The organism is Streptomyces clavuligerus, from assembly GCF_005519465.1.
Lineage (GTDB): Bacteria > Actinomycetota > Actinomycetes > Streptomycetales > Streptomycetaceae > Streptomyces > Streptomyces clavuligerus.
Map to the genome: position 1 here is coordinate 49,997 of NZ_CP027858.1, position 13,575 is coordinate 63,571.

The following is a 13,575-nucleotide window of genomic DNA, read 5'->3' on the forward strand; positions in this document are numbered from 1 at the left end:
CGGCCCTTCCCGCCGGTGTCCGCCGCGCCCGCCGCTCATCGTCTGCCGGGCCGGCGCCTGCCGGCGCCCGCCGGTGTCCCCTGCTCCGCTGTCTTCCGGTCCCAGCCCTGTCCTCGGAGGTGGCCCATGTCCCTGTCGGCGTCGCACGGTTCCGTTCCTGTGTACGACTATGTGGTGGTCGGCGGTGGTACGGCGGGATCGGTCGTCGCCGCGCGGCTCTCGGAGGACCCCGGTGTCAGCGTCTGTGTCCTGGAGGCGGGGCCGTCCGACGCCGGGGACGAGAGCGTCCTGCGGCTCGACCGCTGGATGGAGCTGTTGGCCTCGGGGTACGACTGGGATTATCCGGTTGAGCCGCAGCCCCGGGGGAACAGCTTTCTGCGGCACTCGCGCGGCAAGGTGCTGGGCGGCTGTTCCTCGCACAACTCGTGCATCGCGTTCTGGGCCCCGGCGGAGGATCTGGACGAGTGGGCCGCGCTGGGGGCGAGGGGGTGGGGCGCCCTGGAGTGTTTCCCGTTCTTCCGGCGGCTGGAGAACAATGACGCGCCCGGTGACCACCACGGGCGTTCGGGTCCTGTGACCATCCGCACGGTGCCGCCGGCCGATCCCTGCGGCCGGGCCCTGCTCGCCGCCTGTGCGGCGGCGGGCATACCGACCACTCCGTTCAACACCGGTTCCACGGTGGTGCGGGGGGCGAACTGGTTCCAGATCAACGCGTACGAGGACGGGACCCGGGCCTCGTCGTCGGTCGCGTATCTCCATCCCGTCCTGGGCAGGCGGGGGCTCGATGTCCGGACCGGGGTCCAGGCCAAGCGGCTGCTGCTGGACGCGGAGGGGCGCTGTGAGGGGGTCGAGTTCCTGCTGCCGGACGCACGCGGTACCGGGGCGGTGCGGGCGCGGCGCGAGGTGGTCGTCTGCTGTGGCGCGATCGACTCGCCGAAGCTGCTGATGCTGTCGGGGATCGGTCCGGCCCGGCATCTGCGGGAGACGGGGGTCGCGGTGCGCGTGGACTCCCCGGGGGTGGGTTCCCGGCTCCAGGACCATCCCGAGGGGCTGGTCATGTGGGAGGCGCGCCGTCCGATGGTGACCTCGTCCACCCAGTGGTGGGAGATCGGTGTCTTCGCGGACACGGAACCGGGTCTGGACCGGCCGGACCTGATGTTCCACTACGGGTCGGTGCCGTTCGATCTGAACACGTACCGTCGCGGCTATCCGACGTCCGACAACGCCTTCTGTCTCACGCCGAATGTCACCCGGTCGCGTTCGCTGGGCACGGTGCGGCTGCGGACCCGGGACTTCCGCGACAAGCCGATGGTCGACCCCCGGTACTTCACCCATGAGCACGACGTCCGGGTGATGCTGCGTGGGCTGCGGCTGGCACGCGAGATCGTGGCGCGGGCGCCGATGGCCGAGTGGGCGGGGCGGGAGCTGGCGCCGGGGCCCGGGGCCCGCTCGGACGAGGAGCTGTTCGCGTATGTCCGGGAGACGCACAACACCGTCTACCATCCGGCGGGCACGGTGCGGATGGGCGCGGCGGAGGACCGGGACGCCCCGGTGGACGCCCGGCTGCGGGTGAAGGGGGTACGAGGGCTGCGGGTGGCGGACGCGTCGGTGATGCCGGTGCTGACCACCGTCAATCCGTGCATCACGACGATGATGATCGGTGAGCGGTGCGCGGATCTGATCCGGGCGGACCACCGCTGAGCCGGGAGCGGGGCGGCGAGCGGGCCGGGAGGGGGCTCCGGGTGCGGTCCGGCGAGGCGCAACCTCCTTGCAACCTCCCGGCTCCTAGCCTCGCCGTGTAGTCGTCCGACGACGGAGGGCGATGACCCCCGGCTCCGTCGGACGAGCCGTCGAAGCGTCAGCAGAGTCATCGGGAGGCTCAGTACATGACCCGTTTCGCAGCACCGGGCAGCGAGGGCGCGATCGTCTCCTACCGGTCCCGCTATGACCACTGGATCGGCGGGGAGTACGTCGCACCGGCCCGGGGCGAGTACTTCGAGAACCCGAGTCCGGTGAACGGCCTGCCCTTCACCGAGATCGCCCGGGGAACCGCGGAGGACGTGGAACGCGCCCTCGACGCGGCGCACGCCGCGGCTCCCGCCTGGGGTCGTACGGCGCCCGGGGAGCGTGCCGGCGTCCTGCTGAGGATCGCCGACCGGATGGAGGCGCATCTGACGGAGCTGGCGGTCGCGGAGAGCTGGGAGAACGGCAAGCCGGTACGGGAGACCCTGGCGGCCGATCTCCCGCTGGCGATCGACCACTTTCGCTATTTCGCGGGGTCGCTGCGCGCCCAGGAGGGTACGCTCAGCGAGCTCGACGACGACACCGTCGCCTACCACTTCCATGAGCCGCTGGGGGTGGTCGCCCAGATCATCCCGTGGAACTTCCCGATCCTCATGGCCTCGTGGAAGCTGGCCCCGGCGTTGGCGGCGGGCAACGCGGTCGTCCTCAAGCCCGCGGAGCAGACCCCGGCGTCCATCCATGTATGGCTGGATCTCGTCGCCGATCTGCTGCCCGACGGTGTGCTGAACATCGTCAACGGTTTCGGTGTGGAGGCAGGCAAACCGCTGGCGTCCAGCCCTCGGGTGGCGAAGATCGCGTTCACGGGTGAGACCACCACCGGCCGGCTGATCATGCAGTACGCCTCCGAGAACATCAAACCGGTCACCCTGGAGCTGGGCGGCAAGTCGCCGAACATCTTCTTCGACGACATCTGGGCCGCCGACGACGAGCTGCGTGACAAGGCCCTCGAAGGCTTCACGATGTTCGCGCTCAACCAGGGCGAAGTGTGCACCTGCCCGTCGCGGGCCCTGATCCAGAGCGGGCACTACCGGGAGTTCCTGGAGGCGGGGGTCGCCCGGACCGAGCTGATCGTGCCCGGCCATCCGCTGGACACGGAGACGATGATCGGCGCGCAGGCGTCGCACGACCAGTTGGAGAAGATCCTCTCCTATCTGGACATCGGCCGGCAGGAGGGAGCGAAGGTCCTGACCGGCGGTGAACGCATCACCTACGACGGCGAGATGGCGGGCGGCTACTACGTCCAGCCGACGATCTTCGAGGGCGACAACCGGATGCGGGTCTTCCAGGAGGAGATCTTCGGCCCAGTGGTCGCGGTGACGTCCTTCTCGGACTTCGACGACGCCATCAAGACCGCGAACGACACCCTGTACGGCCTGGGGGCGGGGGTGTGGACCCGTGACATCTCCACCGCGTACCGGGCGGGCCGGGCGATCCAGGCGGGTCGCGTATGGACGAACTGTTATCACGCCTATCCCGCGCATGCCGCGTTCGGCGGTTACAAGCAGTCGGGGATCGGGCGGGAGGGCCATCGGATGATGCTGGACCATTACCAGCAGACGAAGAATCTTTTGGTGTCATATTCACCGAAGAGGCTGGGTTTCTTCTAGGAGCTGGAAAAGGGCGCCTGACCTGGGATGATTCCCGTCAGGCGCCCTTGGTGTCACCAAGGCGGGCGGCTGGTGTGCCCGCGTGCCGCGGCGAGGGACGTGGCGCAGTGGCGGAAGAGAACCTGGATGCTCTGTCCCGCCCGGCGTCCGGTCCCAGCGCTGCTCGATGTATTCCTGTGCCAGGCCGTACCAGGTGGTGCGCCGCTCCCGGGCTCGCAGCCCGCAGGCGGGCAGCCCGCTGTGCGGATCGAACGGCTCGCCGTCGCGGGCGGCGGTCATCAGTGTGGCGCGACGACTCTCCGCGAGTCCTCTGGTGGCGAAGGACGCGGAATTCTCACGGCCGCTGACGGTCCAGCGGACCCCGAAGCCCTTCCGCCGGTCGGCGCGCTCGCGTATTTCCCGGAAATCGGACCCTGTAGCTCATCGCCATTCACGCGTGTCCCTTTCGCGGGCATCCCACCACTTGTCCAGGTCGGCGCGGCGGCAGCGCAGTTCTCCATTGGGCAGTTCAATCATGCGTGGTGCGGCGCCCCGGGCCCGGACGCGGTAGAAAACCGACGGGCTCGTGCGGATCTCCGCGAGGACTTCGGAGAATGTGAGTGCAGGGGACGTGTCATGGCTTCCTTCCGCCCCGCTGGGAACCCGCCGACGCCGACGCGTAGAGAGCCCTGAGCCCGCCCCGCACCCTGTACCGGGCGCGCCCGTGATGTCACTGCCGAGCGGTCGACTCCGACCTCGAACGCGGCCTGCCCCACACCCACCGGGCCCAGGAACCAGGCCCAACCCGGCGCCGAAACCAGCCGCTTCTTCCACCGCCGGCGATATCAACCCACATCGTGCACGGATACTCCGGCGGCCGAAACATCCGCCGCATCATCAATGAGTAAAACCCATGAATTTCTGATCAATAAACCCGGACAGCGGAATTCGATCAACGCGACGGGCACCGCGATCATAGCAAGGGTTCGTTTTGGCCATCACTGCTGCCCCGGTGCGTCTGACATTCAGTCGGCTCCAGGGCGCTTACCCCATTTTGAGAGTGATTCCGGCCATGCAATGGGGGCATACTTGATTTCCCAACGACCGTATGACGTAAAGTGTTCGTACTTGCGAATCAGTAGACGTCTGCTCCTATGAAGGGACAGCCACCTGATTACCGCGCTTCCTGCATGACGGGCCGACTTCCTGTTGGTCGGCTTCACCAGCCCTCGGGGTCCCCTCGTTGCCACCGCCTCTGAGCACCGGAACATTGAGGCGCTGCTCGAACAAGTCCCTCGGCCGGTACGTGACGCACACACCACCAGTGACGAGGAAGGGCACCGCAATCATGAGCACCTTGACCAACGCGGCCAGACCTGAGCTGGACCTGCTCGCCAACCGCCGTGCCGTCGAGACCTGCCTTGAGGGCTTCCTCGTGGGCAAGCAGCGCGCTGCCGCTGAGCACTGCATGCCTGCCGAAGTCGTGCAGACCCTGCGCAACTTCGTGTTCGCGGGTGGGAAGCGGCTCCGCCCGCTGCTGTGCATCTGCGGCTGGTACGCAGGCGGCGGCGCGGGCGACATGGCCGCTGTAGTGCAGGCCGCCGCGTCCTTGGAGATGTTCCATGCCTTCGCTCTGATCCATGACGACCTCATGGACCACTCCGACACCCGCCGCGGCAAGCCCACCGTCCACCGTTCCCTCGCCGCACACCACAGCGCGCTCCGCGGTCAGGAGGCCGCCTCGCACCTCGGCACCGGCGGCGCGATCCTCGTCGGAGACCTTGCTCTGGCCTGGTCCGATGAACTTCTGCACACCGCGGGCCTGACCCCCGACCGCCTGGCGGCGGTCCTGCCGGTGATCGACGGCATGCGGACCGAGGTGATGTACGGGCAGTATCTTGACCTTTGCGCTGCCGGTGACCCGACTCTGGATCTCGACGCCGCGCTGACCGTTGCCCGCTACAAGACCGCCAAGTACACCTGTGAGCGGCCCCTGCACATAGGTGCCTCCCTCGCGGGCGCCGGCCTCGCTGTTCTGGAAGCCTGCACCGCCTACGCTCTCCCGCTCGGTGAGGCGTTTCAGCTGCGCGACGACCTTCTCGGCGTCTACGGCGCTCCCGAACAGACCGGCAAACCCGTGCTCGACGACCTCCGGGGCGCCAAACACACCGTGCTCCTCGCCCTCGCCCTCCAGCGCGCCGATGCGGCCCAGCGCAAGGTCCTCCACCTGCTGCTCGGCAATCCGGGCCTGGACGAGCACGACGCTGTCCGGATCAGGGGCATCCTCACCGCGACCGGCGCTCGCGCTGAAGTCGAGCGCCTGATCCGAAACCGCCATGCGCAGGCACATCAAGCTCTCGATCAGGCATCTTTCCCGCCTTCCACCGCCCGAACGCTTCGCCGGATCGCTGATGCGGCAACGGTCAGGGCTGCATGAACACACAGTCCTGCCACCGCGCCACCGGGTCGTGCCCGCAGCTTCCTGTGGCCACCGCGCGGGCGTCGACCGCGTCGCGCGGCTCTCCCTGACCACGCGCTCAGCGTACGGGCCGATGGAGACGGTGGACGCCCTGAAGGACGAAGGTCCCCGGCCTGATCCCGCCGCCGGGCGACACCATCCGCCGGGGCACGCCGAGGACACCGGGCTCCGGCCCGAAGACGTCACCACAGTCGGCCTGGTCCCCGACGCGTCGATCGCCTCCTCGCCCCCAAGGAGCCCCGCCGCGAGCCGCACACGAAAACCGCCGATCATTGGGAAGGTGCCGGTACCGTATGACATTGCCCGACGCGCATGATGCCCCTCCGCCTCAGATACGACAGCGGACCCTTGTCGATGAGGCGACGCAACTCCTCACGGAGTCGGCCGAGGACGCCTGGGGTGAGGTGTCCGTGTCCGAGTACGAAACGGCGCGGCTGGTGGCCCACGCCACCTGGCTCGGCGGTCACGCCACACGGGTGGCCTTCCTGCTGGAGCGGCAGCATGAGGACGGCTCGTGGGGCCCGCCCGGCGGGTACCGTCTCGTACCCACGCTGAGTGCCGTACACGCCCTGCTCACCTGTCTGGCGTCTCCCGCGCAGGACCACGGAGTGCCTCATGACCGGCTCCTGCGCGCAGTTGACGCGGGCCTGACGGCACTGCGTCGTCTTGGGACGAGCGACAGCCCGCCGGACACCATTGCGGTCGAACTGGTCATACCCTCGCTCCTTGAGGGCATCCAGCACCTCCTGGACCCGGCGCACCCGCATTCCCGACCCGCTTTTTCGCAACACCGCGGCAGCCTCGTCTGCCCCGGGGGCCTCGACGGCCGCACGCTGGGGGCCTTGCGCTCCCACGCCGCAGCCGGCACACCTGTCCCGGGCAAGGTGTGGCACGCCTCGGAAACCTTGGGGCTATCGACCGAGGCAGCCTCCCACCTTCAACCCGCCCAGGGCATCATCGGTGGCTCCGCCGCCGCGACAGCAACATGGCTCACCAGGGTCGCCCCGTCGCAACAGAGCGACAGCGCACGGCGCTACCTGGAAGAACTCCAGCACCGATACAGCGGCCCGGTGCCCTCCATCACCCCGATCACCTATTTCGAACGGGCCTGGCTGCTCAACAACTTCGCTGCCGCGGGGGTTCCATGCGAGGCTCCGGCAGCCCTTCTCGACAGCCTGGAGGCAGCGCTCACACCACAGGGCGCTCCAGCGGGTGCGGGACTGCCGCCGGACGCGGATGACACCGCCGCCGTTCTGCTGGCGCTTGCCACGCACGGCCGCGGGCGCCGTCCCGAGGTCCTCATGGACTACCGCACGGACGGCTACTTCCAGTGCTTCATCGGCGAACGCACCCCTTCCATCAGCACCAATGCCCATGTCCTGGAGACGCTCGGTCACCACGTCGCCCAACACCCTCAGGACAGGGCCCGATACGGCTCAGCCATGGACACCGCATCAGCGTGGCTCCTCGCGGCTCAGAAGCAGGATGGCAGCTGGCTCGACAAGTGGCACGCCTCCCCCTACTACGCCACCGTCTGCTGCACCCAGGCACTGGCAGCCCACGCTTCCCCTGCCACCGCCCCCGCACGGCAGCGTGCTGTGCGGTGGGTGCTGGCAACACAACGCTCGGACGGCGGCTGGGGCCTGTGGCACTCCACGGTCGAGGAGACCGCCTACGCCCTGCAGATCCTCGCCCCACCTTCCGGCGGCGGGAACATCCCCGTGCAACAGGCGCTCACCAGGGGGCGCGCCCGCCTCTGCGGCGCTTTGCCGCTGACTCCCCTATGGCATGACAAGGACCTGTACACGCCGGTACGTGTCGTCCGCGCCGCCCGTGCCGCCGCCCTGTACACCACCCGTGACCTGCTTCTGCCGCCCCTGTGAAGACGAGGCTCCACCATGGCATCGACCCACGTCGGACACACCTCGATGGAGTACCTGCCCACCCCGGCCCAGTGCGCGCCCCTCAGCGTACTCGCCCTGCAATTGCTGGCCGACCTGCAAGCGTGGACCGCGAAGCATCCGCGGGTGAAGGCCACCCCCGTGGCAGCCATGGCGCTGTCCACAGCGACGATCAGCCCGTGGCGAACCCTCCACGAGCTGCGCTGGTGCGCCCGCATCTGTGTCTGGGCGTACGCCCTGGACGACTACACAGAGGACGAAGCCGTCACGGAGACACAACTGGACGAGATACTCACCCGTTGCAGTGCGGTCGTGCGTACGGGCGTACCCGACACCGCGCACCCCCTGCTCGATGCCTTGTCCGAGATCCAGGAGCAGTTCTCCCGTTTCCCGCTGTACCCGGCGCTGGCGGATCTGTGGACCGACAGGTTCGACCGCTGTATGCAGGGATTGCGCTACGACTGGCGAACCGGGCACGCACGGTCGCAGTGCCCCGGCCAAGAGTTTCCCGTGGCGGACTACTTGGAGCACAAGGACAGCTCCCTTGTATGGACCACGCACATGCCCCGGTGGATCTCCTCCACGGACCCGTGCCTGCCCAGCCGCCTGGACGCCCTGGTACCAGCCCTCGATGACTTCGCCACCGCCGTACGGCTCGCCAACGACCTGGGCACCATCGGCTGGGAGAGCGGCCAGAACGGCCAGAACAACGTCTTCATGTACGGCGTCACCCCTGACTGGGTGCGTCGTGAGCGCGACGCCCGCGTGACCGCCGGCCGCGCCCGGCTCGCGCCCTTGCTCGCCGAGAACAATCCTGCCGCCATCGAATCGGTCCGCCTCGCCGAATGGGCCGTGGCCTTTTACGACCTCGCAGACTTCCGCGACGCACACACCTCGCGTCCAACCCCCGCGGAAGACGCCGCACCAGGGTGACATCACCCGGTCTCGAAGGAGACCTCAGCCTGTCGCTACGACGCCGCCACCACCCGAGAGGACGTCATGACCACGCAGAAGCATGACTCGTCGACAACAGGCAACTTCACCACCGGACGCGCCCCGGGAGCACTGCCACTGATCGGCCATGCAGGACATCTGATGCGACGTCCCATCACATTCCTGGAGTCGTTGTCGACATACGGCGATCTGGTGGAGATTCGCATCGGGACACAACGGGCGTATGTGCCGTGCCACCCGGAGCTCCTCCGGCAGGTGCTGACCGATGATCGCACCTTCGACAAGGGCGGAGTGATCATCGAAAGGTTCCGAAGCGTCCTGGGCAACGGCTTGGGAACGTGCCCGCACAGTGATCATCGTCGGCAGCGCCGGCTCATGCAGCCCGCCTTCAGCAAGGCAAGGCTGGAGGAATACTCGGCGGTGATGCGGCAGGAGATCACCGCCCTGTCCGGCTCCTGGCAGGAAGGTCAGGAAATCGATGCGTTCGCTGTACTCTACGGCCTGGGCCTGCGCGTAGTCGTACGCACTCTGCTCTCGTCCGACCTCGACGACCCCACGGTGGAGCAGGTACGCCACTCCTTCGAGAGGACGCTGCATGAATTCCTCCCACGGACGATCATTCCGCAGCAGATACAACAGTTGCCTCTTGCCGTGAACCGCCGCTACCACCAGGAGCTCCAAGCTCTTGATGAGGTGGTGAACCGCATCATCGCGGACTGCCGAGATGCCGGGCTGGAGCGGGGAGGTCTGCTGGCGACGTTGACTGCGAGCCATGCGGGCGGCGGGGTTCCCATGGACGACTCGGAGATCCACGACCAGGTCATCACCATGCTGCTGGGCGGGTCCGAAAGCACGGGCACCACCCTGACATGGGCCCTGTACCTGCTGTCCCAGCACCCTGAGATCGAAATGCGGCTCCACGAAGAAGTGGACACCGTCCTGAACGGCAGACCTGCCGACTGGAACGACCTGCCCAACCTATCGCTCACCCACAACATCATTACCGAAACACTGCGCCTCTACCCTCCAGGGTGGCTGTTGTCACGCACCACCACCAAAGAGGTGGAGCTGGCCGGAACACGAATGGCCCCTGACACCACGATCGTATTCAGTCCGCATGTCATCCAGCGCCAAGGTGACATTCATGGCTGCCCAGACGTCTTCGACCCCGACCGTTGGTCACCGGACCGCACGGCGGATCTGCCCCGCGGAAATTTCGTATCATTCGGCGGCGGTCCACGCAAATGCATTGGTGACACTTTCGGGGAAGTGCAGAGCACCCTTGCGCTTTCCACCATCGCAGCCCGATGGAAAATGGAATGCGCCCCTGGGTCGGATATCCGCCCCGTGGCATTCGACTTCGCTTACCGCCCGCGTCGGCTCATCCTCCGACCGCGCCTGCGCTGACGGCACCCCGCAGCCCGCACGGTGGCACTCTGCCCCTCCCACCGCCCGCGTTCCGGTCCGCGGGCGCCCGGGCGAGTCGGTCAGGTGGGGTCCGCGGTGAGGGTTTTCATGGTGACGTAGCTGGTCACGGTGGCCACGCCGGGCAGCGTGGCCAACTGGTGGGCGTGGAAGTCCTCGTAGGCGGGCAGGTCGGCCACCTCGACCTGGAGCAGATAGTCGAAATTGCCGGTGATGTGGTGGCAGGCGACGACCGCGGGCAGCCGGGTGATCCCGCGCTCGAACGCGGCCACGTCCGGGCGGGTGTGGCGGATCAGCCGGACGCCCGCGAAGACCCGCAGGCCACGGCCCGTCGCGGCGGGGTCGATGACCGCCCGGTAGCCGCGGATGACGCCTTCGTCCTCCAGCCGGCGCACGCGCCGCAGACAGGGGGAGGGCGACAGCCCGACCCGGTCGGCGAGTTCGCTGTTGCTGATGCGCCCGTGCTGTTCGAGCACGGCCAGAATCGACCGGTCCATCTCGTCCATGACGGCAGATTATTGCGCCCTGAGGGCTCCTACCACCATCTGTCACCCCGACCGCGCGCAATATGCTGCCGAAGTTGCCGGAATTCCGCCGTACCGGAGGGCTCGCCGGTCACCCTTCAGGGGTCAGACCAACCGGTCCACGGAAGGACGGCCATGCCGGGCAGGAGCACCATCACCGTTCACGCCGATCGCGAGGTCCATCCCCGCAGGGCCGTGGCACCGCCGATCCACCAGACGGCGGCGTTCTCGGCCGAGGACGCACAGACGTTCGCCGATGCGGCGGTCGAGCGCCGGGGCTCGGACTTCTACACCCGCTTCGGCAACCCGAACCACGCCCAGGTCGCCGCCGTCGTCGCCGCACTGGAGAACACCGAGGCGGCCATGGTCACCGCGTCCGGGATGGCGGCGCTCACCACCGCCGTGCTGGCCCTGGTGTCCGCCGGCGACCATGTCATCGGGCAGCGGTCCACCTACGGCGGCACGGCATCGGTGCTGCTGAACCTGCTGCCGCGCCTCGGCGTATCGACCACCCTGGTGGACCAGACCGACCCGGACGCCTTCGCGAACGCACTGACCCCGCGGACCCGCCTGATCCTGGTGGAAACCCCGAGCAACCCCCTGCTGCGGATCACCGACCTGCGCGCCGTCGCCGGGCCGGCCCGCGCGCACAACGTCGTGACCATGGCGGACAACACCTTCGCCACGCCCCTGAACCAGCGACCGGCGGACTTCGGCATCGACCTGGTCTGGCACAGCGCCACCAAGTACCTCAACGGTCATGCGGACGTCTCCGCCGGAGTGCTGGCCGGGCCGGCGGAGTTGCTGGACCGCGTCTGGAACGTGGGCCTGCTCACCGGTGCCACGCTCGGCCCCGTCGACGCGTGGCTGCTCCTGCGCGGCCTGCGGACCCTGCCGCTGCGGGTGCCCCGGCACAACGCCAACGGACAAGCGCTCGCCCAGGCCCTGAGCAAGCACCCGGCCGTGGCCGGGGTCCACTATCCCGGCCTGGCGTCCCACCCTCAGCACCGGCTGGCCACCGACCAGATGAGCGGCTTCGGCGGGGTCCTCGGGATCGAGTTCACCGGCGGATTCGAGACGGCCGACGCCTTCCTCGGGGCGCTCCAGTACCCGCGCCGGTCGGCCGGCCTCGGCGGCGTGGAATCACTCGCCGTGCACCCCGCGTCCATGTGGCGCGGAATGCTCAGTGAGCAACAGATCGGCGAAGCGGTCCCGCCCGGACTGATACGGCTGGCCGCGGGCATCGAGGACACGGCCGACCTGGTGGCCGACGTCCTCGCCGCCGCCGACGCGGTGTCCGCCACCGACACGAAGGAGCCCGTCCGATGAAAATCCTCCTCAGCGGCGGCACCGTGGTCAGCATGGACCCGGCCGTCGGCGACCTCGTCCGCGGTGACGTGCTGATCGAGAACGGCGTGATCACCGGGGTGGACGAATGCCTCGACGCCCCGGACGCCGAGATCATCGACGCGACCGACCGGATCGTCATGCCCGGCTTCGTCGACAACCACCGCCACACCTGGCAGACCGCGTTCCGCGGCATCGGCGCGGACTGGACGTTCCCCGAGTGGGCGCTCGCCCTGCACGGCATCCTCAAACCCCACTACCGGCCCGAGGATGTCTACGCCGCCACCCTCCTCGGCCGCCTGGAGGCCCTGCACTCCGGCGTGACCACCATGCTGGACTGGCACCATGTCGCGCGGACGCCCCAGCATGTGGACGCCGCCGTCGCCGCGCTGCGCGACGCGCCGGGACGGTCGGTCTTCTGCCTCGGCGCGGGATGGGGCACCCCCGACCCGGTCGACACCGAGGTCCGCCGCGTCCACCGCAAGCTGTCCGGCGACAAGCGGGTCACCCTGGCAGTGGGGCTGCGCGGCCCCGACGACACCGGCATGCCCACCGTCGCCAGGGAGCTGGCACTCGCGGCCGAACTCGGCCTGCGCACCAGCCTCCACATCGCCTCCGACGGGACACAGCGTCCGGTGGCCGATCTGCGCGAGCACGGCCTGCTGCGGGACACCACCACGTTCGTCCACGCCAACGGCGTCAGCGACGAAGAACTGCGGATGCTCGCCGACGCCGGCAGCTCCGTGTCGATCAGCCCCGACGTCGAACTGAAGATGGGCTTCGGACACCCCGTCACCGGCAGGGCGCTCGCCGCCGGCCTGCGCCCCACGCTCTCCACCGACGACGTCCCCTCGGCCGCCGGCGACCTGTTCTCCACCATGCGCACCGCGTTCGCCGTACAGCGCGGCCTGGACGGCGGACTGCGCTCCCGCGACCTGCTGGAGTTCGCCACCGTCGACGCCGCCCACTCCTGCGGACTCGGCCACCGGACGGGCAGCATCACCCCCGGCAAGGACGCCGACCTCGTCCTCCTGCGCACCGACGACCCGACCGTGTTCCCGGTCACCGACCCGGTCGCCACCATCGTCAGCGCCGGCCACCCCGGCCTGGTCGACACCGTCCTCGCCGCCGGACGCGTGGTCAAACGCGATGGCGCACTGGTGGGGGTCGACCTGCCGGGGCTCAGGGCCCGACTGCTCGCCTCACGGAACCGGATCGCCAGGGCCGCCGGCATTCCCCTCGACGGCACCTGGCGCCCACGCCCCGAACCGGAGGAGTAGCACACGGTGCCCGCGCCGGAAACGCTGTCGGGCCGATCCACCACCGGCCGGGCTCCACCTCCCGGGACGCAGGGACGGCACCCGTTGAACCACGGTGGAGGGCACGGTCCCCGGTATCGGCCCGGGTGCATCGCGCATGATGACGTGCGGCCCGGTTCCGGGCCTCGGAACCGGAGGAGCCGCTGCCGCGGATCGGTCACCGGTGCGGCCGGGGCGATCTGTGGCGGCGCACCCGGGACCATGCGCGGGCCGCCCGGTCCTGTCGGCGGGAAGAAC

General features: G+C 69.0%; 9 protein-coding genes. 8 read left to right on the plus strand and 1 reads right to left on the minus strand.

The window, feature by feature from the left end:
* Positions 1-126 precede the first annotated feature (126 nt).
* From CRV15_RS00220 to CRV15_RS00260, 6 genes are all read left to right on the plus strand, one after another.
* Entirely contained in the window at positions 127-1,701 is a 1,575-nt protein-coding gene (locus tag CRV15_RS00220) for a GMC family oxidoreductase (RefSeq protein ID WP_009998206.1), read from the plus strand.
* 185 nt (positions 1,702-1,886) lie between these two features.
* The gene (exaC, locus tag CRV15_RS00225; RefSeq protein ID WP_003957286.1) at positions 1,887-3,410 is read left to right on the plus strand and encodes an acetaldehyde dehydrogenase ExaC; all 1,524 of its coding nucleotides are present in this window, start codon (positions 1,887-1,889) and stop codon (positions 3,408-3,410) included.
* Positions 3,411-4,737: 1,327 nt separating this feature from the next.
* Positions 4,738-5,826, plus strand: coding sequence for a polyprenyl synthetase family protein (locus CRV15_RS00240; protein WP_003957287.1), 1,089 nt, complete (start codon positions 4,738-4,740; stop codon positions 5,824-5,826).
* 335 nt (positions 5,827-6,161) lie between these two features.
* On the plus strand, positions 6,162-7,751 hold the full coding sequence (locus tag CRV15_RS00250; protein WP_003962822.1) for a prenyltransferase/squalene oxidase repeat-containing protein: 1,590 nt from the start codon (positions 6,162-6,164) through the stop codon (positions 7,749-7,751).
* Between the two features lie 15 nt (positions 7,752-7,766).
* Positions 7,767-8,702: a terpene synthase family protein gene (locus CRV15_RS00255; RefSeq protein ID WP_003962821.1), complete on the plus strand. Its 936-nt coding sequence runs from the start codon at positions 7,767-7,769 to the stop codon at positions 8,700-8,702.
* A gap of 66 nt (positions 8,703-8,768) precedes the next feature.
* Positions 8,769-10,130, plus strand: coding sequence for a cytochrome P450 (locus tag CRV15_RS00260; protein ID WP_003957291.1), 1,362 nt, complete (start codon positions 8,769-8,771; stop codon positions 10,128-10,130).
* A gap of 80 nt (positions 10,131-10,210) precedes the next feature.
* On the opposite strand, the gene CRV15_RS00265 is transcribed toward CRV15_RS00260, so the two are convergent.
* On the minus strand, positions 10,211-10,654 hold the full coding sequence (locus tag CRV15_RS00265) for an Lrp/AsnC family transcriptional regulator (protein WP_003957292.1): 444 nt from the start codon (positions 10,652-10,654) through the stop codon (positions 10,211-10,213).
* A 153-nt stretch (positions 10,655-10,807) separates the two neighbouring features.
* On the opposite strand from CRV15_RS00265, the gene CRV15_RS00270 reads away from it, so the two are divergent.
* Both CRV15_RS00270 and CRV15_RS00275 read left to right on the plus strand, forming a co-directional pair.
* A complete protein-coding gene (locus CRV15_RS00270) occupies positions 10,808-12,001 on the plus strand; it encodes a trans-sulfuration enzyme family protein (RefSeq protein ID WP_003957293.1) in 1,194 nt (397 codons plus the stop codon).
* Positions 11,998-13,299, plus strand: coding sequence for an amidohydrolase family protein (locus CRV15_RS00275; RefSeq protein ID WP_003957294.1), 1,302 nt, complete (start codon positions 11,998-12,000; stop codon positions 13,297-13,299). The genes CRV15_RS00270 and CRV15_RS00275 overlap by 4 nt, the downstream gene beginning before the upstream one ends.
* The last annotated feature ends 276 nt before the right edge of the window (positions 13,300-13,575 follow it).